Origin of the sequence: Streptomyces sp. NPDC058257, assembly GCF_042881845.1 — a bacterium.
In the GTDB taxonomy this organism is placed as follows: domain Bacteria; phylum Actinomycetota; class Actinomycetes; order Streptomycetales; family Streptomycetaceae; genus Streptomyces.
The window spans coordinates 1-24,496 of record NZ_JBHVXJ010000008.1 but is presented as its reverse complement, the minus strand read 5'-3'; the positions used below and the strand labels follow the sequence as shown (position 1 = coordinate 24,496).

At 70.4% G+C, this 24,496-nt stretch carries 16 protein-coding genes and 1 pseudogene; 8 read left to right on the top strand and 9 right to left on the bottom strand.

Annotation, left to right across the window (positions count from 1 at the left end; all coding sequences use genetic code 11):
* Positions 1–2 precede the first annotated feature (2 nt).
* Entirely contained in the window at positions 3–2,255 is a 2,253-nt protein-coding gene (locus ACFVXC_RS20370) for a heavy metal translocating P-type ATPase (RefSeq protein ID WP_389906986.1), read from the top strand.
* Between the two features lie 490 nt (positions 2,256–2,745).
* Here the strand turns inward: ACFVXC_RS20370 and ACFVXC_RS20365 are convergent, their stop codons facing one another.
* Both ACFVXC_RS20365 and ACFVXC_RS20360 read right to left on the bottom strand, forming a co-directional pair.
* Entirely contained in the window at positions 2,746–4,038 is a 1,293-nt protein-coding gene (locus ACFVXC_RS20365) for a citrate synthase (protein WP_389906984.1), read from the bottom strand.
* Between the two features lie 182 nt (positions 4,039–4,220).
* On the bottom strand, positions 4,221–6,575 hold the full coding sequence (locus ACFVXC_RS20360) for an ATP-dependent RecD-like DNA helicase (protein WP_389906982.1): 2,355 nt from the start codon (positions 6,573–6,575) through the stop codon (positions 4,221–4,223).
* A gap of 264 nt (positions 6,576–6,839) precedes the next feature.
* On the opposite strand from ACFVXC_RS20360, the gene ACFVXC_RS20355 reads away from it, so the two are divergent.
* Positions 6,840–7,424 carry a DUF937 domain-containing protein gene (locus ACFVXC_RS20355; protein ID WP_389906980.1) on the top strand — a complete coding sequence of 195 codons (585 nt, stop codon included), beginning with the start codon at positions 6,840–6,842 and terminating at the stop codon, positions 7,422–7,424.
* A 16-nt stretch (positions 7,425–7,440) separates the two neighbouring features.
* Here ACFVXC_RS20355 and ACFVXC_RS20350 read toward each other — a convergent pair whose 3' ends face one another.
* Genes ACFVXC_RS20350 through ACFVXC_RS20340 form a run of 3 tightly spaced genes read right to left on the bottom strand, consistent with a single transcriptional unit; the run spans position 7,441 to position 10,594 of the window.
* On the bottom strand, positions 7,441–8,274 hold the full coding sequence (locus ACFVXC_RS20350) for a sugar phosphate isomerase/epimerase family protein (RefSeq protein ID WP_389906978.1): 834 nt from the start codon (positions 8,272–8,274) through the stop codon (positions 7,441–7,443).
* A complete protein-coding gene (locus ACFVXC_RS20345) occupies positions 8,271–9,431 on the bottom strand; it encodes a dihydrodipicolinate synthase family protein (protein ID WP_389906976.1) in 1,161 nt (386 codons plus the stop codon). The genes ACFVXC_RS20350 and ACFVXC_RS20345 overlap by 4 nt, the downstream gene beginning before the upstream one ends.
* Positions 9,428–10,594 carry a Gfo/Idh/MocA family protein gene (locus ACFVXC_RS20340; RefSeq protein ID WP_389906974.1) on the bottom strand — a complete coding sequence of 389 codons (1,167 nt, stop codon included), beginning with the start codon at positions 10,592–10,594 and terminating at the stop codon, positions 9,428–9,430. Before ACFVXC_RS20340 ends, ACFVXC_RS20345 begins: the two co-directional genes overlap by 4 nt.
* A gap of 121 nt (positions 10,595–10,715) precedes the next feature.
* On the opposite strand from ACFVXC_RS20340, the gene ACFVXC_RS20335 reads away from it, so the two are divergent.
* From ACFVXC_RS20335 to ACFVXC_RS20310, 6 genes and pseudogenes are all read left to right on the top strand, one after another.
* Positions 10,716–11,783 (top strand): LacI family DNA-binding transcriptional regulator, encoded by a 1,068-nt coding sequence (locus ACFVXC_RS20335; RefSeq protein ID WP_389906972.1) that lies wholly within the window; start codon positions 10,716–10,718, stop codon positions 11,781–11,783.
* Positions 11,784–11,789: 6 nt separating this feature from the next.
* Positions 11,790–12,145: pseudogene (locus ACFVXC_RS20330) on the top strand (GNAT family N-acetyltransferase); the annotation flags it as partial.
* A gap of 10 nt (positions 12,146–12,155) precedes the next feature.
* Complete coding sequence (locus ACFVXC_RS20325) at positions 12,156–12,959, top strand: sugar phosphate isomerase/epimerase family protein (protein WP_389906970.1); 804 nt, start codon at positions 12,156–12,158, stop codon at positions 12,957–12,959.
* 124 nt (positions 12,960–13,083) lie between these two features.
* On the top strand, positions 13,084–14,112 hold the full coding sequence (locus ACFVXC_RS20320) for a LysR family transcriptional regulator (protein WP_389906968.1): 1,029 nt from the start codon (positions 13,084–13,086) through the stop codon (positions 14,110–14,112).
* Positions 14,113–14,485: 373 nt separating this feature from the next.
* Complete coding sequence (locus tag ACFVXC_RS20315) at positions 14,486–16,324, top strand: glycoside hydrolase family 3 protein (protein ID WP_389906966.1); 1,839 nt, start codon at positions 14,486–14,488, stop codon at positions 16,322–16,324.
* Between the two features lie 124 nt (positions 16,325–16,448).
* Positions 16,449–17,090, top strand: coding sequence for a hypothetical protein (locus tag ACFVXC_RS20310; RefSeq protein WP_389906964.1), 642 nt, complete (start codon positions 16,449–16,451; stop codon positions 17,088–17,090).
* A 234-nt stretch (positions 17,091–17,324) separates the two neighbouring features.
* Here the strand turns inward: ACFVXC_RS20310 and ACFVXC_RS20305 are convergent, their stop codons facing one another.
* From ACFVXC_RS20305 to ACFVXC_RS20290, 4 genes are all read right to left on the bottom strand, one after another.
* Positions 17,325–18,767 carry a S28 family serine protease gene (locus ACFVXC_RS20305; protein WP_389906962.1) on the bottom strand — a complete coding sequence of 481 codons (1,443 nt, stop codon included), beginning with the start codon at positions 18,765–18,767 and terminating at the stop codon, positions 17,325–17,327.
* A gap of 195 nt (positions 18,768–18,962) precedes the next feature.
* A complete protein-coding gene (locus tag ACFVXC_RS20300) occupies positions 18,963–19,358 on the bottom strand; it encodes a hypothetical protein (protein WP_389906960.1) in 396 nt (131 codons plus the stop codon).
* 140 nt (positions 19,359–19,498) lie between these two features.
* Positions 19,499–23,236, bottom strand: a complete 3,738-nt coding sequence (locus ACFVXC_RS20295; RefSeq protein WP_389906958.1) for an ABC transporter ATP-binding protein — start codon at positions 23,234–23,236, stop codon at positions 19,499–19,501.
* 153 nt (positions 23,237–23,389) lie between these two features.
* On the bottom strand, positions 23,390–24,328 hold the full coding sequence (locus tag ACFVXC_RS20290) for a serine hydrolase (RefSeq protein ID WP_389906956.1): 939 nt from the start codon (positions 24,326–24,328) through the stop codon (positions 23,390–23,392).
* Positions 24,329–24,496 lie beyond the last annotated feature (168 nt).

Genomic DNA, 24,496 nt, shown 5'->3' with positions numbered 1-24,496 from the left:
CCATGAACGAAGTCGAACTCGCCGTCGGCGGGATGACCTGCGCCTCCTGCTCCGCCCGCATCGAGAAGAAGCTGAACCGCGTGGAGGGCGTGACCGCGTCGGTCAACCTCGCCACGGAGAAGGCCAAGGTCTCGTACGCGGAAGGGGTCGAGGTCGCTCAGCTGATCGCGACGGTCGAGAAGCTGGGCTACACCGCGCAGGAGATCGCCCCCGCTCCCCCGGAGCCGGACCCCGATTCGGGCGCGCCGCCCGCCACGACCGCCGACATCACCGAGCCCGACACCCTGCGCCAACGCCTCATCGGCTCGGCGGTGCTCTCACTGCCCGTGGTCCTGCTCGCGATGATCCCCTCGTCCCAGTTCGACAACTGGCAGTGGCTCTCGCTGACGCTGGCCGCGCCCGTCGTCGTGTGGGGCGGATACCCCTTCCACCGGGCCGCCTTCACGAACTTGCGGCACGGCGCGGCGACGATGGACACGCTGGTGTCAGTGGGCACGCTCGCCGCGTTCGGCTGGTCGCTGTGGGCGCTCTTCCTCGGGGACGCGGGGATGCCGGACATGCGGCACGGCTTCGAGTTCACGGTCTCGCGCGCCGATTCCTCCTCGACGATCTATCTCGAAGTCGCCGCCGGTGTCATCACGTTCATCCTGCTCGGGCGCTGGCTGGAGGCCCGCTCGAAGCGGAAGGCGGGCGCGGCCCTGCGCGCGCTGCTCGAACTGGGCGCCAAGGACGCGGCCGTGCTGCGGGACGGCTCGGAGGTCCGTGTTCCGGTCGCGCGTCTCGTGGTCGGCGACCGTTTCGTCGTACGTCCCGGGGAGACCGTCGCGACCGACGGCACCGTCGTCGACGGCTCATCGGCGGTCGACATCTCGATGCTGACCGGTGAGTCCGTCCCGGTGGACGTGGCCGCGGGCGACGCGGTGACCGGCGCGACCACGAACGTCTCGGGGCGGCTCGTCGTGGACGCCACGCGTGTCGGCGCCGACACGCAACTGGCCAGGATGGCCAAGCTCGTCGAGGACGCGCAGACCGGCAAGGCCCAGGTGCAGCGCCTCGCCGACCGGATCGCCGGGATCTTCGTGCCGGTGGTCCTGCTGATCGCCGCCGCCACGCTCGGCGCCTGGCTCGGCGTCACCGGCGACGTGACCGCCGCCTTCACGGCGGCCGTCGCGGTCCTGATCATCGCCTGCCCGTGCGCGCTCGGCCTGGCGACGCCGACCGCCCTGATGGTCGGCACGGGGCGCGGCGCGCAGCTCGGCATCCTCATCAAGGGCCCCGAAGTCCTGGAGTCCACACGCCGGGTGGACACCGTCGTCCTGGACAAGACCGGGACGGTGACGACGGGGCGGATGACGCTGCGGGACGTGTACGCCGCCGGGGAGACCGAGGAGAAGCAGCTGCTGCGCCTCGCAGGGGCCCTGGAGCACGCCTCGGAGCACCCCGTGGCGCGGGCGGTCGCTGCGGGCGCCGCGGCCGAGTTGGGGCTTCCGGTGGGCGCCCTGCCCGCCGTGGAGGGGTTCGAGAACGTCGCGGGTTCCGGCGTACGCGGCACGGTGGAAGGGCACTTCGTGCTCGCGGGGCGTGAGCGGCTCCTCGCGGACGCGGGAGTCGAGGGGCTCGCTTCGGTGGCCGCGCTCAAGGCGGCGGCCGAGGAGGCGGGACGTACGGCCGTCCTGGTCGCCTGGGACGGCGTGGCACGCGGCGTCCTCGCCGTCGCCGACGCGGTCAAGGACACCAGCGCCGAAGCGGTGCGCGAGCTGCGCGCCCTGGGCCTGAGGCCGGTGCTGCTCACCGGGGACAACCAGGCTGTCGCCCAGGCGGTGGCGGAGGCCGTCGGCATCGACGCGGACGCCGTGTACGCCGAGGTCCTGCCCGAGGAGAAGGTCGATGTCGTACGACGGCTGCGGGGCGAGGGCAAGGTCGTCGCGATGGTCGGGGACGGGGTCAACGACGCCGCCGCGCTCGCCACCGCCGATCTGGGTCTCGCGATGGGCACGGGCACGGACGCCGCCATCGAGGCGAGTGATCTGACGCTGGTGCGCGGGGACTTGCGCGGAGCCGCGGACGCGATCAGGCTCTCCCGTAAGACCCTCGCCACGATCAAGGGCAATCTCTTCTGGGCCTTCGGCTACAACGTCGCGGCGCTGCCGTTGGCGGCGGCCGGACTGCTGAATCCGATGATCGCGGGGGCCGCGATGGCGTTCTCCTCGGTCTTCGTCGTGACCAACAGCCTTCGCCTCAGAGCTTTTACATAGTCCCTTCACATCCTGGTTGCAGTATTCTCACTCATGAGTCCCGATCGGCATATCGGGCCGCTTGCGCATGTACAGGACATATGCAAGAGACGCAGATCACAGGCATCCGAACGTAACCATTCAGGGGGTTCGCGAGTCTAAGAAGCGATGCCAGGGACGTCTTGGGGGACGTCTCTAGACATCGGGGACATCTTGGGGGATGTTCCTAGGAATGCGTTGGCCGGGGCACGTGCACCGGAGAGCTTTGAGCGGCCCTCCCGATCCGTACGCGTCCCGGCAGATCGCAGCACGAGAAGTTCAGGACGTACGAGCAGTACAGGCAGTACCAGCAGTACAACTGGCGCGCTGCCACCACAGACGCCCGGCCGGATCCCGTGGGGGGAATCCGCACCGGGAAACAGGAAAGCGCCCCGACCGTCGACCCGTGGGGGGATCGGCGGCGGGGCGCTTTTCGCTTGCTGAGTTCCTGATCGCGCCTACGGCGTGCGGGTCAGCGACCCTCGACCGGGACGAAGTCCCGGAGAACCTCACCCGTGTAGATCTGACGCGGACGCCCGATGCGGGATCCGGGCTCCTTGATCATCTCGTGCCACTGCGCGATCCAGCCCGGAAGACGGCCGAGCGCGAACAGCACGGTGAACATCTCGGTCGGGAAGCCCATCGCGCGGTAGATGAGGCCCGTGTAGAAGTCCACGTTCGGGTAAAGCTTGCGCTCGACGAAGTAGTCGTCGGCCAGCGCGTGCTCTTCCAGCTTCAGCGCGATGTCGAGCAGCTCGTCGGACTTGCCGAGCGCCGAGAGGACGTCGTGCGCCGCCGCCTTGATGATCTTCGCCCGGGGGTCGAAGTTCTTGTAGACGCGGTGCCCGAAGCCCATGAGCTTCACGCCGTCTTCCTTGTTCTTCACCTTGCGGATGAAGGTGTCGACGTCGCCGCCGTCCTGCTTGATGCCCTCGAGCATCTCCAGGACGGACTGGTTGGCGCCACCGTGCAGCGGGCCCCAGAGGGCCGAGATACCGGCGGAGATCGAGGCGAACATGTTCGCCTGCGACGAGCCCACCAGACGCACGGTGGAGGTCGAACAGTTCTGCTCGTGGTCCGCGTGCAGGATCAGGAGCTTGTCGAGCGCGGAGACGACGACCGGGTCGAGGTCGTACTCGGCGGCCGGCACCGAGAAGGTCATGCGCAGGAAGTTCTCGACATAGCCGAGGTCGTTGCGCGGGTAGACGACCGGGTGGCCCTGCGACTTCTTGTACGCGTAGGCCGCGATCGTCGGAAGCTTGGCGAGCAGGCGGATCGTCGAGAGGTCGCGCTGCTCCTCGTCGAACGGGTTGTGGCTGTCCTGGTAGAACGTCGACAGCGCACTGACCACGGACGACAGCATCGCCATCGGGTGGGCGTCGCGCGGGAAGCCGTCGTAGAACCGCTTGACGTCCTCGTGCAGCAGAGTGTGCTGCGTAATGTCGTTCTTGAAGCTGGCGAGCTCGTCGACCTTGGGCAGTTCACCGTTGATCAGCAGGTACGCCACCTCGGTGAAGGTGGAGCGCTCGGCCAGCTGCTCGATCGGATAGCCGCGGTACCGGAGGATTCCCTGCTCGCCGTCGAGGTAGGTGATGGCGGATTTATAGGCGGCGGTGTTGCCATATCCGCTGTCCAGAGTCACCAGACCGGTTTGGGCGCGGAGCTTCCCGATGTCGAAGCCCTTGTCGCCGACGGTTGAGTCGATCACCGGGTAGGTGTACTCGTCGCCATCGCCGTACCGCAGTACTACAGAGTTGTCGCTCACGTCATCCCTCACCGACGTTGTGCCTCTTCTTCGAGGTGCCCTGACTGTCTCTACCATCCCCCATTTGGCCCTGGAGAGTGCACTCGGGGTCGACCATTGGGCCTATTGGCGGCACTCAGTGCCGCCAACCTACTCATCCTGCCCCTCTTCGCCCCGGTTGCGGAAGTGCTCTGTGACCTTTCCTACTCGTTTGATCGATCAAAATTTCGGGAGGTGGATCTGGGGGTGAATCCTGGAGTGAACCCTGGGGCCGAGCTTGGCGTGGAACCGCGGCCTCCGGCGAGCCGGAAGTCCAGGGCCGTACAGCGTCTGCCCGCGGATACCGTGCGCACCGCTTGTCCCAGAGCCTTGCGCGAACCGACCAGGACGACCAGCTTCTTGGCGCGCGTGACCGCCGTGTAGAGCAGGTTCCGTTGCAGCATCATCCACGCCCCCGTGGTCACGGGGATCACCACGGCCGGATACTCGCTGCCCTGGGAGCGGTGGATGGTGACCGCGTACGCATGAGCCAGTTCGTCCAGTTCGTCGAAGTCGTACGGAATCTCCTCGTCCTCGTCCGTCAGGACCGTGAGCCGCTGCTCGTCGGAGTCGAGCGAGGTGACTACTCCGACGGTGCCATTGAAGACGCCGTTCTGCCCCTTCTCGTAGTTGTTGCGGATCTGGGTGACCTTGTCGCCGACGCGGAACACGCGGCCACCGAAGCGCTTCTCCGGTACGTCCGGTCTGCTGGGGGTGATGGCCTGCTGGAGCAGTCCGTTCAGGTTCCCCGCGCCCGCGGGGCCGCGGTGCATGGGCGCGAGCACCTGGATGTCGCGGCGCGGGTCGAGGCCGAACTTCGCCGGGATGCGGTGCGCGGCCACGTCCACCGTGACCCGTCCGGCGTCCTCGGTCTCGTCCTCCACGAAGAGGAAGAAATCCTTGAGCCCCTGCGTGATGGGCGGCACTCCGGAGTTGATCCGGTGGGCGTTCGTGACGACGCCGGACTGCTTGGCCTGGCGGAAGATGTGGGTGAGCCGGACCGCGGGGACGGGGCTCCGCTCGCTGAGCATGTCGCGCAGGACCTCGCCGGCGCCGACGCTCGGCAGTTGGTCCACGTCTCCGACGAACAGGAGGTGGGCGCCGGGGGCGACCGCCTTCACCAGCTTGTTGGCCAGGAGCAGGTCGAGCATGGATGCCTCGTCGACCACCACGAGGTCGGCGTCGAGCGGCCGGTCCTTGTCGTAGGCGGCGTCTCCTCCCGGCTTGAGCTCCAGGAGACGGTGGACGGTGGAGGCCTCGGCTCCGGTGAGCTCGGCGAGGCGCTTGGCGGCTCGGCCCGTGGGGGCGGCGAGGACGACCTTGGCCTTCTTGGCGCGGGCCAGCTCCACGATGGACCGGACGGTGAAGGACTTGCCGCAGCCGGGGCCTCCGGTGAGGACGGCGGCCTTCTGCGTCAGCGCGAGCCTGACGGCTTCCTGCTGTTCGGGGGCGAGGTCGGCGCCCGTACGGGTGGCGAGCCAGGAGAGGGCCTTGTCCCAGTCGACGTCCTGGAAGGCGGGCATGCGGTCCTCGGGGGTTCTGAGGAGGCGCAGGAGCTGGGCCGAGAGGGAGATCTCCGCGCGGTGGAAGGGGACCAGGTAGACGGCGGTGACGTCCTCTTCGCCGGCTTGGCCGCTGTGGAGACCGCCGGGGCCGGTGTTGGGGCCCGGGACCGTCTCTCGTACGACCCCTTCCTCTTCCCCTGCCAGCTCCGCCAGGCAGTCGATGACCAGGCCCGTGTCCACCTGGAGCAGCTTCACCGCGTCCGCGATGAGGCGCTCCTGGGGCAGATAGCAGTTGCCCTGGTCGGTGGACTGGGAGAGTGCGTACTGCAGGCCTGCCTTGACCCGTTCCGGGCTGTCGTGCGGGATGCCCACGGACTGGGCGATGCGGTCCGCGGTGAGGAAGCCGATGCCCCAGACGTCGGCTGCGAGGCGGTAGGGCTCGTTCTTCACTATGGAGATGGAGGCGTCCGCGTACTTCTTGTAGATGCGGACGGCGATGGAGGTGGAGACGCCCACACCCTGCAGGAAGACCATCACCTCCTTGATGGCCTTCTGCTCCTCCCAGGCCGCGGCGATCATCTTGGTGCGTTTGGGGCCGAGGCCGGGGACTTCGACGAGACGCTTCGGTTCCTTCTCGATGATGTCGAGGGTGTCCACGCCGAAGTGGGTGGTGATGCGGTCGGCCATGACGGGGCCGATGCCCTTGATGAGGCCCGAGCCCAGATAGCGGCGGATGCCTTGGATGGTGGCGGGGAGGATGGTCGTGTAGTTCTCCACCGTGAACTGCTTGCCGTACTGCGCGTGGGAGCCCCAGCGGCCCTCCATGCGCAGGGACTCCCCCACTTGTGCGCCAAGGAGTGCGCCCACGACGGTGAGCAGGTCACCGGCGCCGCGGCCGGTGTCCACGCGGGCGACCGTGTATCCGTTCTCCTCGTTGGCGTAGGTGATCCGCTCCAGGACCCCTTCGACCACCGCTGCGGACGGTGCGGACGCTGCCGCTGCTGGACTCGACATGAGCCGACGCTATCGCTCCCCACTGACAGCGCGGAAAGCCTGTGGACAACGCTCCACCTGTGGACAACGCTTCGAAGGGGCCCGGTCTTTCGACCGGGCCCCTTCGGGTCTCCCCTCCCCTGTCGGCACTCCGCGATCCCCCCCAGATCCCCCTCCGGAAGCCCCGACGCAAAGTACGACCCGCGTCGGGCGGGAAGGGTTGCACGGGCAAGGCCACGAGTTTTCGGGGTGCCGACGAACCGGGGCGGAAGTAGCGTTTCACGCATGAGTGAAGAATCTTCCGAAAACGCTCCTGGAACCTCGCCCGAGACCTCGCCCGAGACCTCGCCCGAGACCTCGCTGGAGAAGGACGTCCTCGACGAACTCGGCGACGACAGGCTTCAGGAGATCGCGGGACTGCTCGGTACGGACGCCGCGGGGGCGCAGGACGTGGTGGGCACCACGGTGACCGCCCTTTCGGGGAACCTTCAGGAGAAGGCGGAGGATCCCGCGGAGGCGGAGGAGGTCGAACAGGCCCTCGCCGAGGCGTCGCCTCCGCAGGGGATCGCCGGGTTCGGGGGCTTCGGGGGGCTCGCTGCGGGCGGGATGCTGTCCGGGGTCCTCGCGAAGATGAGCAGACCGGTGGCGAACGCGGTGGCGAAGAAGACGGGCCTGCCCGCGGCTTCTGTGACCCGTGTGATCGAACTGCTGATTCCGGTGCTGCTCACGGTGCTGACGAAGCGCGCGCGTACGTCGTCGAAGCCGGGCGCCGGGGGAGCTGGACGCGGGGGCTCTGGAGGCGGGGGCGGGGGCGGGGGCGGGCTCGGTGACCTGCTGGGCCAGATCCTGGGTGGCGGCAAGAAGAGGTAGCCCCCTCCCCCACCGACTAGCAGGCGTGCCGCACGTACCCCCTGGCCGTTTCCGACAGGAGCTCGTGGCCGTCTCCTGACCACAGCTCCTCGTTGAAGAGTTCGACCTCGATGGGGCCTTCGTAGCCCGCCTCCTCGACAAGGGCGCGCCACGATCGCAGGTCGACCGAGCCCTCCCCAAGCTGGCCGCGCCCGTTCAGTACGCCCTCGGGCAACGGCGTGATCCAGTCCGCAAGTTGGAACGCGTGCAGGCGTCCCCCCTGTCCCGCGCGGGCGATCTGCGCGGGCGCCCGGTCGTCCCACCACACGTGGTACGTGTCCACGCAGACCCCGACCTGCGCGGCGGGGAAGAGCTCCGCCAGGTCGAGGGCCTGGGCCAGCGTGGAGACCACGCAGCGGTCCGAGGCGAACATGGGGTGCAGGGGTTCGATGGCCAGACGGATGCCCCGGGACTCCGCGTACGGGGCGAGTTCCGCCAGCGCGTCGGCGATCCGCGCACGCGCCCCGTGCAGGTCCTTGTCCCCGGCGGGCAAGCCGCCGGAGACGAGGACCAGCGTGTCCGTGCCGAGGGCCACCGCCTCGTCGATCGCCGCCTTGTTGTCCGCGACCGCGACCGCGCGCGCCTCGGCGTCGATGGCCGTGAGGAAGCCTCCCCGGCAGAGCGTGGTGACCGTCAGACCCGCGTCGCCCATCAGCTTGGCGGTCCGCTCAAGGCCGTAGGCCTTGACCGGTTCGCGCCAGAGGCCCACCCCGGCCACCCCCAAGTCCGTGCACGAGGAGACCAGTTCGGGCAGCGAGAGCTGCTTGACCGTCATCTGGTTGATGGAGAAGCGCGCCAAGGCCTCGCTCATTGCTGGACTCCGTACACGTTGAGCAGGGATTTCATGCGGGACTCGGCGAGGAGCGGGTCCGGGAACAGGTCCAGCTCGTCCGCCAGCTCGTACGCGCGCGCCAGGTGCGGCAGCGAGCGTGCCGACTGGAGGCCGCCCACCATCGTGAAGTGGCTCTGGTGGCCCGCCAGCCACGCCAGGAACACCACGCCCGTCTTGTAGAAGCGGGTGGGAGTCTGGAAGAGGTGGCGGGACAGGCCGACCGTGGGGTCGAGGCAGGCGCGGAACGCCTCCTTGTCGCCGGTGTCGAGACGGCGTACCGCCTGGGCCGCCAGCGGAGCCAGCGGGTCGAAGATGCCGAGGAGGGCGTGGCTGAAGCCCTGCTCGTCGCCCTCGATCAGCTCGGGGTAGTTGAAGTCGTCTCCCGTGTAGCAGCGGACGCCGTCCGGGAGGCGGCGGCGCAGGGCGATCTCCCGCTTCGGATCGAGGAGGGAGATCTTGATGCCGTCGACCTTGTCCGGGTGCGCGGCGATGACCTCCAGGAAGGTGTCGGTCGCCGCGTCCAGGTCTTCGCTGCCCCAGTAGCCGGTGAGCGCCGGGTCGAACATCGGGCCGAGCCAGTGCAGGATCACCGGCCCGCTCGCCTGGCGCAGGAGGTGGCCGTACGTCTGAAGGTAGTCGTCCGGTGACTTCGCCACCGCGGCGAGCGCGCGGGACGCCATCAGGATCACCTGGGCGCCGCTCTCCTCCACCAGGGCCAGCTGCTCCTCGTACGCGGCTCGGACCGTCAGCAGGTCGGGGGCGGCGGTCAGCTGGTCCGTGCCCACGCCGCAGGCGATCGCGCCGCCCACCGACTTCGCCTCCGCCGCGGAACGCGTGATCAGTTCCGCCGCGCCCTTCCAGTCCAGGCCCATCCCCCGCTGAGCCGTGTCCATCGCCTCGGCCACACCCAGGCCCTGCGCCCACAGGTGGCGGCGGAAGGCGAGGGTCGCGTCCCAGTCGACGGCCGCCGGGGAGTCCGGGGAGACGTCGGCACAGGGGTCCGCGACCACGTGGGCGGCGGAGAACACCGTGCGGGAGGTGAGGGGGGAGCCGACCCCGGACGCCGCCCGCGAAGGGGCCTTCCGGGGCTCGTACGGGCGCGTGGTGCCGTCCGCGCGCGGGAGCAGAAGCGTCACTGTGCGATCTCCGGCACCTCGATGCGGCGGCCCTCCGCCGAGGACTTCAGGCCCAGTTCCGCGAGCTGCACGCCGCGCGCGCCCGCGTGCAGGTCCCAGTGGTAGGGCGCGTCCGCGTACACGTGCTTCAGGAAGAGTTCCCACTGCGCCTTGAAGCCGTTGTCGAACTCCTGGTTGTCGGGGATCTCCTGCCACTGGTCCCGGAAGGAGTGGGTGACGGGCAGGTCCGGGTTCCAGACCGGCTTGGGGGTGGAACTGCGGTGCTGTACGCGGCAGTTGCGCAGGCCCGCCACTGCCGAGCCCTCCGTGCCGTCCACCTGGAACTCGACCAGCTCGTCGCGGTTCACGCGGACCGTCCAGGAGGAGTTGATCTGCGCGATCGCGCCGCCCTCAATTTCGAAGATGCCGTAGGCGGCGTCGTCCGCCGTCGCGTCGTAGGGCTTGCCCTGCTCGTCCCAGCGCTGCGGGACGTGGGTCGCGGCCAGCGCCTGGACGCTGCGTACGCGGCCGAACAGCTCGTGCAGGACGTACTCCCAGTGCGGGAACATGTCGACCACGATGCCGCCGCCGTCCTGAGAGCGGTAGTTCCAGGAGGGGCGCTGGGCGCTCTGCCAGTCGCCCTCGAAGACCCAGTAGCCGAACTCGCCCCGGATGGACAGGATCTTGCCGAAGAAGCCGCCGTCGATCAGGCGCTTCAGCTTGAGCAGTCCCGGCAGAAAGAGCTTGTCCTGGACGACGCCGTGCTTGATGCCGGCCGCCTGGGCGAGGCGGGCCAGTTCCAGGGCTCCGGCGAGGCCTGTCGCGGACGGCTTCTCCGTGTAGATGTGCTTGCCCGCCGCGATGGCCCGCTTGATGGCCTCCTCGCGCGCGGACGTGACCTGCGCGTCGAAGTAGATGTCGATGGTGGGGTCGGCCAGGACCGCGTCCAGGTCCGTCGAGACGCTCGATTCGGCGTCAAGTCCGTGGCGCCGCGCGATCTCCCGCAGTGCGTGCTCTCTGCGGCCCACCAGGACCGGCTCGGGCCACAGCACCGTGCCCTCGGCGTCGCCGAGGGGGAGTCCGCCCTGCTCGCGCAGGGCGAGCAGTGAGCGGATGAGGTGCTGGCGGTAGCCCATCCGTCCCGTCACACCGTTCATGGCGATGCGCACCGTCTTGCGAGTCACAGGGGTCCCTCCGTACGCAGGTAAGCGTATAGCAAGCGCTTTCTATCCAGGAAGAAGCTAGCCTGCCGCACAAGGTTCGGACAAGGGCTTCGGACCAGAGCCGTGACCGGAGGACGACGAGATGACCGTGACACTGGCGGACGTGGCGGCCCGCGCCCAGGTCTCCCCCGCTACCGTCTCCCGCGTACTGAACGGCAACTACCCCGTGGCCACGGCCACCCGGGAGCGCGTCCTGCGCGCCGTGGACGATCTCGACTACGTCCTCAACGGGCCCGCGAGCTCACTCGCCGCATCCACCTCCGACCTGGTCGGCATCCTCGTGAACGACATCGCCGACCCCTTCTTCGGGATCATGGCGGGCGCCGTCCAGTCCGAGATCGGCGGTCCCGGCGGGCGCGCGGGCGGCGAGCGGATGGCCGTGGTCTGCAACACGGGGGGCTCCCCGGAGCGCGAGCTGACCTATCTGACCCTGCTGCAGCGCCAGCGCGCCGCCGCTGTCATCCTGACCGGCGGCGCCCTGGAGGACCCCGCCCACGCCGCCGCGATGTCCGCGAAGCTGGCCCGCCTCGCGGACGCGGGCACCCGGATCGTGCTCTGCGGACGGCCGCCCCTTGAGGACTCGGACGCGGTGGCGGCCACGCTCACCTTCGACAACCGCAGCGGCGGGCGGCGGCTCACGGAGCATCTGCTGGCGCTGGGGCACCGCAGGATCGGGTACGTGGCGGGCCCGCTGGAACGGACGACCACCCGGCACCGCCTTGAGGGCCACCGGGACGCGCTCGCGGCGTCCGGCGCGGGGCGGACCGGGAACGGCGCCCGGGACGAGCTGACCGTCCACGGCCCCTACACCCGCCGCTCCGGCTACGAGGCGACCCTCGAACTCCTGCGCCGCGACCCGGACCTGACCGCCGTCGTGGCCGCCAACGACACGGTCGCCCTGGGCGCGTCCGCCGCCCTGCGCGACCGCGGCCTGCGCATCCCCGAGGACATCTCGGTGGCGGGCTTCGACGACCTGCCCTTCTCGGTGGACGCCGTCCCCGCCCTGACGACCGTACGACTGCCGCTGCACGAGGCGGGCGCCCGCGCGGGCCGCCTCGCCACGGGCATGGAGGAGGCGCCGCCCGGGGGCGTGGCGACGATCGCGGCGGAGCTGATGGTGCGGGGGTCCACGGCGCCGCCGCGCCGCTGAGCCCCGGAGGATCACGGTCCCCACCTGGAGCGGGTGTGGACCGCCGAGCTCGAAGGGCGGCGCGTGGGGTGTGTGATGTGCGTGCGCGACGACGCTCCGGGGACCGCCCGGCTGCGGCTGCTGCTCGTCGCGCCGGACGCGCGGGGGCATGGCATCGGGGCTCAACTTGGCGGCTCGTGTGTCGAGTTCGCCCGCGTGTCGGCTATCGCGAGATGGCCCTGCGGACCAGTGACATCCTCGGCTCCGCCCGCGCCCTCCGCCAACGGCACGGCTTCGTTCTCGTCGACGAGAAGCCGCACCGCTCGTTCGGTGTCGACCTGATGGGGCAGGACTGGCGACTCCATCTGGGGGAAACCCCCTAGGGTCGGCGTCATGAAACTCGCCTTCTCCACCCTCGGCGTGCCCGGGCTCCCCATCGCCGATGTGCTGAACCTGGCCACCACCCACGGCTATCACGGCGTCGAGCTGCGCGCGCATCCCGAGGAGCCGGTCCACCCGGGGATCGGCCTCACCGACCGGGCCGATGTGGCGGCCCAGTTCAAGACCGCGGGCATCGAGATCCTCGGCATCTCCGGGTACGCGCGCGTGGCGGCGCCCGGCGCCGACGAACCCGTACTCGACGACATACGTTCCCTGCTCACCCTGGCCCGTGACCTCGGCGCCCCCTTCATCCGCGTCTTCCCCGGCGGCGGCACCGAACAGAGCCCCGAGGAGGCCGACGCGACGGCTGCCCGGCGGCTCGGTACCGCGGCCGAGTACGCCGCCGACTTCGGCGTACGCGTCCTCCTGGAGACCCACGACTCGCACCGCACGGGCGCCGCCGCGACCCGCGTGCTCGGCGCGGTCGGCCACCGTCACGTGGGCGCGCTGTGGGACGTGATGCACACCTGGCTCGGCGGCGAGTCGCCCACCGACAGCCACGCCGCGCTCTCCCCGTACCTCGGCTACGTACAGGTGAAGGACATCGCGTCGGCCGACGACAAGACGCCACTGGCACTCGGCGAGGGGGTGCTGCCGCTCGCCGAGTGTGTGGACGCGCTGCTCAGCGGGGAGCAGCGGGACGGCTGGCTGTGCTGGGAGTACGAGAAGCGGTGGCATGAGGGCGCGGCGCCGCTGCCCGAGCTCCTGGGTCCGGGGCGGGACTTCCTGTCGCGGCTCCTGAACCGCCCCGCCTGACACCCGGGCCGCCCTGTTCCCGAACCGCCCCGCCTGACACCGGACCGCCCGGTTTCCGAACCGCCCCGCCCGACACCGGACCGCCCGGTTTCCGAACCGACGCTAACGAATGGGAGAGCTTCCGGTGCTCGATCTCGCCCGGCTGCGCGCCCTGCACGCCGTCTCCGTGCACGGCACCGTCGGCGCCGCCGCCACCGCGCTCGGCTACACCCCGTCCGCGATCTCCCAGCAGATCGCCAAACTGGAGCGCGAGACCCGCACCACCCTCCTCGAACGGCGGGGCAGGGGTGTCGCGCTCACCGAGGAAGCACGCCATCTCGCCGCCACCGCGCAGGAGTTGATGGCGATCGTGGAGCGCGCGGAGACCGAGCTCGAAGAGCGTCGCGGGCTGCCGGCGGGGCGTCTGACCATCGCCGCGTTCGCCTCGGCGGCGCGCGGCCTGCTGCCCGGCGTCCTCGCTGACCTCGCCCGGCGGCATCCCGCGCTCGACGCCCGGATGTCGGAGATCGACCCGCACCTCTCCATCGACCTGGTCGCCAAGGGCGCGGTGGACATGGCCGTCGTACACGACTGGGACATCGCGCCGCTGCCGACACCGCCCGGCGTCGAACAGGCGGTCATCGGGGACGACCTCTGCGACCTCGTCGTGCCCGTCGGCCACCGGCTGGCGGGCCGCGACTCCGTGCGCCGCGAGGAGCTGAAGGGCGAGCGGTGGATCACCCAGCCGCCGGGGCTCGTCTGCCACGAGTGGCTGGTACGCACGTTGCGCGAGGCGGGCTGCGAGCCTGACATCGCGCACACGGCGGAGGAGAACCCCACTCTGGTCGCCCTTGCCGCCGCGGGACTCGGCATCGCCCTGATCCCCCGCCTGGGCCGCGGCCCGGTCCCGGACGGCGCGGTCACCGTACGGCTCGATCCGCTGCCGGTGCGGCGGCTGTACGCACTGTGGCGGGCCGGGGCGTCGCGGCGCCCCGCGATCGCCGAGACGGTACGGACACTGCGGACCTCCTGGAACGGCGACGGCTCGGGCCCCCAGGCCACGATCGCGGGATCCGGGACCACGATCGCGGGACCCGGGACCACGATCGCGAGACCCGAGACCACGATCGCGGGACCCGGGACCACGGAAATCGCGGAAATGGCCGCCTCCTGAATCTCAGGATTCTCCTTCGCACCACTTTGCGGAAATCACCCTCTGCCGGGAACCCACGCGCGGACACCACCGTCCAAACGCCGTGCTGTCGGGTGAGTCTCCGCGAGGCGGTGTCGGCATCGCTGCTGGCTGCGAAAGCTGACCACCCTCTCTGCCGCCCGTGGCCGACAGCATGCCGTCACCGGTGCGCCCCCTCCAACAGCACCGGTGACGGCCCCTCTCCTCCGCAGTGGCCGCCGACTGCCTTGACCGGCAGAAATCTTCGGGATATCCGTGGCACTCGGAAGTTTCCTTCAGCCGGTTTCCCCAGCCCGGCTCCGTTCCGGCTCCGGTCCGGAGTTCCCTTCCGGCTTCCGTCTCCGAAGGAGCGCACATGTCCCACCGAAACGCCTCCAGACGTACTCTGCTCACCGCCACGGCGGGCGCGGCGACGGCCCTCGCCGCGCCCGCCGGAGCCCATGCGGCGGGCAGTGGAGACCGCGGCCGTGACCGGAGGCTGCGGGAGATCATCTCCCGCATGAGCCTTGAGGAGAAGGTCGGCCAGCTCTTCGTGATGCATGTGTACGGCCACTCCGCCACCGAGCCCGACCAGGCGGACATCGACGCCAACCTCAAGGAGCTGGGCGTCCGCACCGCAGCCGAAGCGGTCGACAAGTACCACCTCGGCGGCATCATCTACTTCGGCTGGGCCCACAACACCCGTGCCCCGCACCAGATCGCCGACCTCTCGAACGGCATCCAGCGCGCGGCCCTCACCCCACAGGACCCGGAGCACTCCCCCACCTCCCGCGTCCCGCTGCTCATCTCCACCGACCAGGAGCACGGCGCCGTGGCCCGCGTGGGCATCCCCGCCACGCTCGTGCCCGGCGCGATGGCCCTGGGCGCCGGGGGCTCGCACTCCACCGCGTGTGAGGCGGCCCGGATCGCCGGGGCCGAACTCCGCGCGCTCGGCATCCGCCAGAACTACGCCCCGGTAGCCGACGTGAACGTCAATCCGGCCAACCCCGTCATCGGCGTACGCTCCTTCGGCTCGGACCCCGAAGCGGTCGCCGGTCTGGTCGCCGCCCAGGTCAAGGGGTACCAGGGCACGGACATCGCGTCGACATCCAAGCACTTCCCCGGGCACGGCGACACCAAGGACGACAGCCACTCCCTGCTGCCGTACATCCACCACACCCGTGAGCAGTGGGAGACCCTGGACGCCCCGCCGTTCCGGGCGGCGGTGGCCGCGGGCATCGACTCGATCATGACCGCGCACATCGTGGTCCCGGCGCTCGATCCCGCGGAGGACCCGGCCACGCTCTCGCATCCCATCCTCACCGGCATCCTGCGCGAGGAACTCGGCTACGACGGGGTCGTGGTGACGGACTCGCTCGGCATGCAGGGCGTCCGCACGAAGTACGGCGACGACCGCGTGCCGGTGCTCGCCCTGAAGGCGGGCGTCGACCAGCTCCTGAACCCGCCGAAGCCGGAGATCGCCTGGAACGCGGTGCTCCAGGCGGTACGGGACGGCGAGTTGACGCAGGCGCGGCTCGACGTGTCGCTGCTGCGGATCCTGCGCCTCAAATCGAGACTGGACCTGTTCTCCGACCCGTACGTCACCTCGCGCGGCGTCGACCGGGCGGTCGGTACGCGCGCGCATCTCACCGCGGCCGACCGGATCGCCGGCGAGACGACCACGCTGCTGCTCAACGAGGGCGGGCTGCTGCCGCTGTCACGGCGTACGCAGCGTGCCGTACTCGTCGTGGGCGCGGATCCGGCGTCGCCGTCGGGGACCACGGGGCCGCCGACGGCCGTCATCGGGCGCGAGCTGACGGACCTCGGCTTCTCGCCGGCCGTGCTGCCGACCGGCACGGCTCCCTCCGCATCGAAGATCGCCGAGGCGGTGGCGGCTGCCACGGGGAAGGACGCGGTGCTCGTGGGCACGTACAACGTGGCGGCGGGGAGCACTCAGATCGCCCTGGTGGAGGCCCTCGTGGCGACCGGCGTCCCGGTCGTCGCCCTCGCGATCCGCAATCCGTACGACGTGGCGTGGGCGCGGACCGTGGGCGCGTCCCTCGCCGCGTACTGCTGGACGGACGTCGAACTGCGGGCCGCGGTACGGGTGATCGCGGGGCGCGCGGAGCCGCGGGGACGGCTGCCCGTGCCGGTGCAGCGGGCGGACGATCCGGCGCAGGTGCTGTATCCGGTCGGGTACGGCCTGACGTACTGAGGCGTACGCCCCGCCACCGGCGCGCCACCTCCAGCTGGCCCAAAGCACCCCACGCACCTGGCGTGCGCCCGCTCCCGCGGGTCACGCTGGCTGCACAAATCGGGGGGTCGCCATGCTGCTCACCATGCTTGGCAGGAACATCGCGGTGGTGGCGGTGCTCGCGGTGTTCGCCGCCGTGACCGGCTGCCAGAAGTCCTCGGATCCGGGGGCGGGATCGGGGCCCGGGGCGTCGGGGCGGCCGGATGGCCGGAAGCCGTCCTCGTCGATGTCGTCGTCCGGCTACGGAGCCGTGTTCCTCGCCGTGGACGAGTGCAGTTCGCGGGGGCGCGGGTCCTTCACCGAAGTGCCCTGCACGAGTGAGCGGGCGGCGGCGCGGGTCATCGCCCGCTACGACGGCAAGGTCGCCGAGGGCCCGTCATGCCCTGCCCGCACGGACTTCGTGCTCCACATCAATGAGAACCGGGCCGCGAGGGACGAGGACGGGAACGGGAAGGTGCCGCGGGGGTACGCCTGCATGCGGAACCTGGAGTCGCCGCATCCCGGGGATCCCGGGGGCGGCGGCGGGCCTCGGACCGTGGTGGGGGATTGCGTGTACGGCGCGGGGCGGGGGGAGGTCCGGGAGACCGCCTGCGACGGGTCCGGGACGAAGGCCCCGCAGTACCGGGTGACGGGGGCCGTCTCGCAGCGGGCCCTGTGTCCTGCCGCTACGCAGCTGTATGTGTCGCTGGGGGGTGCGATGCCGGTGGGGTGTGCGGTGCGGGTGTGAGGAGGGTCTTCTCCCCGACCCCGCCCCCGACCCCGCCCCTTACCGGCTGGACCGATCAGTGGCTCCGCCGCGTGGCGTGCCTGCGCCCCGGACCTGCCTGGACTCCCGCCCCGGACCTGCCTGGGGCTCCGCCCGGACACCGGTCCTCAATCGCCGGGCGGCTGAAGGATTCTCAGCCTGTCCGGCGATCGAGGACGAACTCGGCGGAGCCGGTGACCGACGGTGCGATCCGCGCTAGCGGCGCAGGGTCAGCTCCCGGTCCGCGTCCTTGCGGTCGAGCTTCGCGTCGTACGGAGCCAGCGGCTTCGGGGCCTGCGTGGTGGAGACTCCGGCCCACGCCTGGATCCGCTCCGTGGCCTTGGCCTTCTCCGCGGGGGCGAGACCGGCCACGTTCGCGCCGTGGTTGGCGCCCGGGGCGGTGAAGACGTACGAGTCGTGCTTCGCGCCCTTCGCGGGACGGAACGGCTCCGCACCCCACGGGTCGTTCTCGCCGTAGACGTACAGCATCCGCTGCGAGTTGTGCCGCACCCAGCGGTCCACGTCCGCCATGGCACCGGACTTGAACTTCATCGGGATGTCACGCGGCACGAAGTTGCGCGGCGGCTGGTAGCCGTAGCGGCTCAGGTTTCCGAGCCAGGGCTGGGAGATGTCGGGCGAGCCCAGCTGCGTACCGGCCTGGTAGTAGTACGGCGTGTACGGGGTGAGGCCCTGGTCCGTGTAGGAGGTCCAGCCGCCGACCGCGTCGACGTAGTCGAAGATCACCTGGTCGGAGGCGGACTTGGCGTCGGGGACGTCGGCGCACGCGGACTCCGGCTGGTACTGCCAGAAGCCCCACACCAGGTCGAGGACGACGGCCTCGTACGCCTTGTCCAGGTTCCCGATCGTCTTGAAGGTGTAGTTGCCCTCAGTGGCGAACGCGGCGTACTTCTTCTCCAGCGGCTCGCGGCGCACCAGCGCCTCGCGCTGCACCGCCTCCAGCTTGGCGCGGCACTCCTTGGTGCCGACCGTCTTGAAGAACTCGTCGTAGCGCGAGTCCTCCTTGTTCACCACGTCGTTGGGGGCCACGTACGCGACGACGCCATCCATGTCACGCGGGTAGAAACGCTCGTAGTACGTGGCTGTCATGCCGCCCTTCGAGGCGCCGGTCGTCAGCCACTTCTTGTCGTAGATGGGCTTGAGCGCCTTGAAGATGCGGTGCTGGTCGCTCGCGGCCTGCCAGATGTCGAGCTTGGACCAGTCGGCGGGCTCGGGACGTGACGGCGTGAAGTAGCGATACTCCAAGGAGATCTGGTTGCCGTCGATGATCCGCGTCGGCTCGCTGCGGCTGGGGGTCGTCGAGACTCCGTAGCCGCCGGTGAAGAAGGCCGTCGGGCGGGCGGTGTCCTTGTGCAGGACCGTCAGGCGCTGCTTGAAGGTGCCCCTGGAGGGGTGCCGGTGGTCGACCGGCTGGGTGTAGTCGAGGACGAAGTAGCGGTAGCCGGCGTACGGCTTCTCCTCTATCAGGCTCATGCCCGGTATCGCGAGGAGCCGGTCCTTGATGTCCGCGGCCCGTGTGTCGGCGGCCTGTGTGTCGATGGCCCGCGGCTCGGCGGCGGTGGCCGCCCCTGCCGTGCTCAGTGTGCCCGCGGTGCCTATCAGCACCACGAGCGACAGCAGCCATCTGAGCGCCTTGCGCATGCACTCTCCCCTAGGTTTCGCGATTGCGTCCGCCGGAACTTATCGGAGCAACTCGCTCACCACTAGGGGCTCTTGCGTCAGGTCAGGTCCCAGTACGTCGCAGTACGACACAAAGTGGGCGCAAAGGGGGTACGCGTGCTCAGTACGACCTCAGCACGGCGTCAGTACGGCCTCAGCACAGGATCCAGTACGGCCTCAGCACAGGATCCAGCCCGAGCTGGTGCTCCCCCGGCCCACCTTCCCCTTCACCCACACACACCGATGCCCCGCGTGCACCGTCACCGGGCCCGCGTGATGCGTGTAGCTGCCCTTGTCCCTGGCCGGGCGGTTGCCGCGGGCCTGGACGCTGACCGACATCGTCTTGCGGGCGCCGGGGCGCTTGGCGAGAGTGACGGCGCAGACGTAGCCGCGGTTCTTGTGGACGACGACCTTGCCCGTGCTGAAGGTGAGGGTGCGCACCTTGTGCCCGGCGCAGCGGCCCGCCGACGCCTGGGCCTGTGCCGCGCCGGCGCCCGCGGCGCCGAGCAGGACGGCAGCCGCAAGGACGGCCGCGCCGAGCGCGAGGCTCCGCCGTATTCGACCACTGCTCACCAGTTTCCCTCCCGACACTTCCGCCTCAGCGTACTGATGTACGGACGCGGACCATGGCGCCTCCGGTTGCGTGCCCGCCCCGATTCGTTCGACGGGCCGACCAGATCCGTCCGGTGGGCCGACCCGATGTGTTCGGCGGGCTACGCGGTCGACGGCTCGGCTTCCCCCACGAACGTCCGCCACAGTGTCGCGTACCGCCCGTCGAGCGCGAGCAGCTCCTCGTGTGTGCCGTCCTCCGCGACCCGGCCGTGGTCCATCAGGACCACGCGGTCCGCGCGGGCCGCCGTGGTGAGGCGGTGGGCGACGACCAGCGTGGTGCGCTTGCCCGCGATGCGGTCGGTGGCCTGGTTGACCTGCGCTTCCGTGGCGAGGTCGAGGGCCGCGGTCGCCTCGTCGAGGAGCAGGATGTCCGGGTCGACGAGCTCCGCGCGGGCCAGGGCGATCAGCTGGCGCTGTCCGGCGGAGAGGTTGCGGCCACGCTCGGAGACCTCGTGGAGGTAGCCGCCGTCCAGGGTGGCGATCATGTCGTGCGCGCCGACCGCGCGGGCCGCCGCCTCCACGTGGGCGTCGGTGGCGTCGGGCCGCCCGTAGGCGATCGCGTCGCGCACCGTCCCCGCGAAGAGATAGGCCTCCTGCGGTACGACACCGAGACGGTGGCGGTACGAGGTGAGGTCGAGGGAGCGCAGATCGGTGCCGTCTACGGTGACCCGGCCGCCGGTCGGGTCGTAGAACCGGGCGACGAGCTTGACGAGGGTCGACTTGCCCGCGCCTGTCTCGCCGACGAAGGCGACGGTCTGACCGGCGGGGATGCGCAGCGCCACGTCGCTCAGCGCCTCCTCCGGTTCACCGTCGGAGCCGTACGCGAAGTCCACGTCCTCGAAGGCGATCTCGCCGCGCAGGGACAGGACGTCGAGCGGCTCGTCCGCGGCCTCGGTCGATGTCGGCTCCTGGAGCAGTTCCTGGATGCGGCCGAGCGAGACGGTGGCCTGCTGGTAGCCGTCGAAGACCTGGGAGAGCTGCTGGACGGGCGCGAAGAACAGGTCGATGTAGAGGAGGTAGGCGACCAGGGCGCCGGTCGTCAGCGTCCCCGCCTCCACGCGGCCCGCGCCGACCATCAGGACCGCCGCCGCGGCGACCGCCGAGAGCAGCTGCACGAAGGGGAAGTAGATGGAGATCAGCCACTGCCCGCGGATGCGGGCGCTGCGGTAGTCGGCGCTGCCCTTGGCGAACTTCTCGCGGCCCGAGCGCTCGCGCCGGAAGGCCTGCACGATGCGGAGCCCGGCGACGGACTCCTGCAGATCGGCGTTGACCACCGAGACGCGCTCACGCGCAAGCTCGTACGCCTTGACGCTGGAGCGGCGGAAGAAGAACGTACCGATGATCAGTGGCGGCAGCGTCGCGAAGACGACAAGGGCCAGCTGCACGTCGATGACGACGAGCGCGACCATGATGCCGAAGAAGGTGACGACGGAGACGAAGGCGGTGACCAGACCCGTCTGCAGGAAGGTGGACAAGGCGTCCACGTCCGTCGTCATCCGGGTCATGATGCGCCCGGTCAACTCACGCTCGTAGTAGTCGAGTCCGAGCCGCTGGAGCTGGGCGAAGATCTTCAGGCGGAGGGAGTAGAGCACCCTCTCGCCCGTCCGTCCCGTCATGCGCGTCTCGCCGACCTGCGCCGTCCACTGGACGAGCACGGCGAGGAGCGCGAGCCCGGAGGCCGCCCATACGGCGCCGAGCGCGAGCTGTGAAACGCCCTCGTCGATGCCGTGCCGGATCAGGATGGGCAGGAGCAGGCCCATGCCCGCGTCGATGGTGACAAGGAGCAGCGCGAGCAGCAGGGGCTTGCCGAATCCGGCGAGGAGACGGCGAAGCCCGTACGACTCCTCCGTGGCGACCGCACGCGCCTCGTCGATGCCGGGGGTGTCGGTGGCCGGGGGCAGCGCGTCGACCTGCGCGAGGAGTTCGGGCGTAGCGGGCATCCCGGACATCGCGGTGTCCTTGGGCTCCCGGTCGCCGACCCAGAGCTGCGGGGTGATGCCGCGCTCGGCGTCGAACTCGGCGTCCAGCTCGTCGCGTACGGAGGTGTCCTCGGGGAACTCGACCGGGACCGCGTGGCCGGGCGAGACGCCGCCGAGCTCGTCGGGGTCGGTCAGCAGGCGCCGGTAGAGCGGGGAGTCCTCCGTCAGCTCCTCGTGCGTGCCGATCGCGGCGAGCTTTCCGCCGTCGAGGACGGCGATGCGGTCGGCGAGGTTCAGGGTGGAGCGGCGGTGGGCGATGAGGAGGGTCGTGCGCCCGGCCATGACGTCGCGCAGGGCTTCGTGGATCTCGTGCTCGACGCGCGCGTCCACCGCCGATGTCGCGTCGTCCAGGACGAGGAGGCGGGGGTCGGTGAGGATGGCGCGGGCGAGGGCCACGCGCTGGCGCTGGCCGCCGGAGAGGGTGAGTCCGTGCTCGCCGACGGTGGTGTCGTACCCGTCGGGCAGCTCGCGGATGAAGCGGTCGGCCTGGGCGGCGCGGGCCGCGGTCTCGATCTCCTCCTGGGTGGCGTCCGGATGTCCGTACGCGATGTTGGCGCGGATGGTGTCGGAGAAGAGGAAGGAGTCCTCGGGCACCAGGCCGATCGCGGCCCGCAGCGAGTCGGCCGTCAGCTCGCGCACGTCGTGCCCGCCGATGAGGACGGCGCCGTGCGTCACGTCGTAGAAGCGGGGAAGCAGCAGCGAGACGGTGGACTTGCCACTGCCCGACGTGCCGACGACGGCGAGGGTCTCGCCGGGCCGGATCTCGAAGGAGAGCCCGTCGAGGACGGGGCGGTTGTCCTCGTAGGCGAAGGAGACGTCGTCGAACTCGACCGTGGCCGGGGCGTCGGCGGGCAGCTCCTTGGTGCCGTCCTTCAGCGTCGGCTCGGTGTCGATGAGCTCAAGGACACGCTCGGCGCCCGCGCGGGCCTGCTGGCCGACGGTGAGCACCATGGCGAGCATGCGTACGGGCCCGACGAGCTGGGCGAGATAGCTGGAGAAGGCGACGAACGTACCGAGCGTGATCTGCCCGCGTACCGCGAGCCAGCCGCCGAGCGCGAGCATCGCGACCTGCCCGAGCGCGGGCACGGCCTGCAGGGCGGGCGTGTACTTGGAGTTCAGGCGGATGGTGCGAAGGCGGCCCGCGAAGAGCTTGCGGCCGACCTCCCTGAGCTTCCCGGTCTCCTGGTCCTCCTGGCCGAAGCCCTTCACGACGCGTACGCCGGAGACGGAGCCGTCCACGACTCCGGCGACGGCGGCGGCCTGGGCCTGCGCGTACCAGGTGGAGGGGTGCAGCTTGCTGCGGCTGCGCTTGGCGATGAACCAGAGGGCGGGGGCGACGGCGAGCGCGACGAGGGTGAGCGGCACGGAGAGCCACGCCATGATCACGAGGGACATGACGAAGAGCAGGATGTTGCCGATGGTCATCGGCAGCATGAAGAGCAGACCCTGGATGAGCTGGAGGTCGCTGGTGGCGCGTCCGACGACCTGTCCGGTGGACAGCTCGTCCTGCCGCCGCCCGTCGAGCCTGGTGATCGTCCCGAACATCTCGGTCCGCAGGTCGTGCTGGACGTCGAGGGCGAGGCGGCCGCCGTAGTAGCGGCGGATGTAGGTGAAGACGTAGACGAGGAGGGCGGCGCCGATGAGGGCGCCCGCCCAGGGGCCCATGGAGCGCGTCTTGTCCCCGATGACGTCGTCGATGATCACCTTGGTGATGAGCGGGACGAGCGCCATGACGGCCATGCCGCCGAGCGACGAGCCGAGCGCGAGCAGGACGTCCTTCCGGTGCCGCCACGCGTACCCGGTCAGCCGTTTCGCCCAGCCGGATTTCTCCCGCTCGGCCTCGCCCCGTTGCTCCACCACGTGCTGCCTCATCCCGTCGCCCTCGACCTGACCTGCCGAGAGGCCCAACGCGGTGGGATGAGGATTTCATCCCACCGCAACAAAGACAGGTCGTTGGACCTAGGACCACTCAGAGGTGGGCGGGCTCGAACACGCGCGGCAGAGCGGTCCCGGTCAGCCGGCGGGGACCGACACGAGCGCTTCCTGCGGCGTGTCCGTGGGGGTGTAGCGCCGAGCGGCGGGGGCCGTGGGCGCCAGATCCTTGTGGACGGCCTTGGCCACGCCCTGGATGGTGGCGACGCCGTAGTTCATGGTGCTGTTGCCGTGGGTGAGCACGGAGAGGGTGTAGTCGTGGCCGCCGCCCTTGAACGCACCGATGCTGTGCACCCGCCAGCCGTGGGTCGACCGCTGCAGCCAGCCGTTCTTGACGTGGATCGAGACGCCGGAGGGCGCGCCCGCGGGGGTGCCCCAGCGCTGCGAGGGGATCACCTTGCCCATCAGCTTGAGGACGTAGGCGCGGGAGGCGTCGGTCAGGACGGTGTTCTCGCCGGTGATCAGGGCGAGGAGCTTCTGCTCGTCGGTGGCGTTGATCCGGGTGAGGCCCCAGTAGCCGCCGGACCCCGGCACCGTCTTCGTCATCTTGGCGGCGCTGAGGAAGCTCTTCACCTTGGCCGCGCCGAGCTGGCGCCAGAGCGTGCTGGTGGCGTTGTTGTCGGACTTGGTGATCATGGAGGTCGCGAGGCTCTTCTCGCGTGACGTCAGCGCGCGGCCGGTCTTCTGGGCGTCCCACAGGAGCGTGGCGAGGACGGTCGCCTTGACGACGCTGGCCGAGTCGAACGAGGTGGTCGGGCGCAGGGTGCAGGTGGTGCCCGTGGTGCGGTCGCGGAGGCCGACGGCGACGGTGCCCTTGCGGTTCTTCAGCGCCTTGGTGATGTCCTTGGTGAGCTTGGCGGCCAGGCCGGTCTGTGCCGAGGTGCAGGTGACCTGCGGTGTCGCCGCGGCGGCAGCGGGCGTGGCGGTCGCGACCGCGCCGAGCGGTACGAGCACTCCGGCGGCGAGGCCCGCCGAGAGCACGCGGGCACGCCTGGATATCCCGGATATCGGGTAAGTCATCGGATTCTTCCCATCCCCTTGGGTCCGTACGAGACCCCTGGGGCCCGTACGAGTGCGCCCCCCGGCACACTCACCCCGCTTGACCCGCCGACCTCAGGAGAGGTTGCACGAGTTTGGCAACAAATGACCATCGATTGCGGAAAAGTCCCGCCTCACCCTGCTGTTCGC

Bases quoted from the DNA above. Each gene is read 5' to 3' on its own strand.
- ACFVXC_RS20370 (WP_389906986.1), top strand. From the start codon at position 3: ATGAACGAAGTCGAACTCGCCGTCGGCGGGATGACCTGCGCCTCCTGC.
- ACFVXC_RS20360 (WP_389906982.1), bottom strand. From the start codon at position 6,575: ATGTCGAGTCCAGCAGCGGCAGCGTCCGCACCGTCCGCAGCGGTGGTC.
- ACFVXC_RS20355 (WP_389906980.1), top strand. From the start codon at position 6,840: ATGAGTGAAGAATCTTCCGAAAACGCTCCTGGAACCTCGCCCGAGACC.
- ACFVXC_RS20350 (WP_389906978.1), bottom strand. From the start codon at position 8,274: ATGAGCGAGGCCTTGGCGCGCTTCTCCATCAACCAGATGACGGTCAAG.
- ACFVXC_RS20335 (WP_389906972.1), top strand. From the start codon at position 10,716: ATGACCGTGACACTGGCGGACGTGGCGGCCCGCGCCCAGGTCTCCCCC.
- ACFVXC_RS20325 (WP_389906970.1), top strand. From the start codon at position 12,156: ATGAAACTCGCCTTCTCCACCCTCGGCGTGCCCGGGCTCCCCATCGCC.
- ACFVXC_RS20315 (WP_389906966.1), top strand. From the start codon at position 14,486: ATGTCCCACCGAAACGCCTCCAGACGTACTCTGCTCACCGCCACGGCG.
- ACFVXC_RS20310 (WP_389906964.1), top strand. From the start codon at position 16,449: ATGCTTGGCAGGAACATCGCGGTGGTGGCGGTGCTCGCGGTGTTCGCC.
- ACFVXC_RS20305 (WP_389906962.1), bottom strand. From the start codon at position 18,767: ATGCGCAAGGCGCTCAGATGGCTGCTGTCGCTCGTGGTGCTGATAGGC.
- ACFVXC_RS20290 (WP_389906956.1), bottom strand. From the start codon at position 24,328: ATGACTTACCCGATATCCGGGATATCCAGGCGTGCCCGCGTGCTCTCG.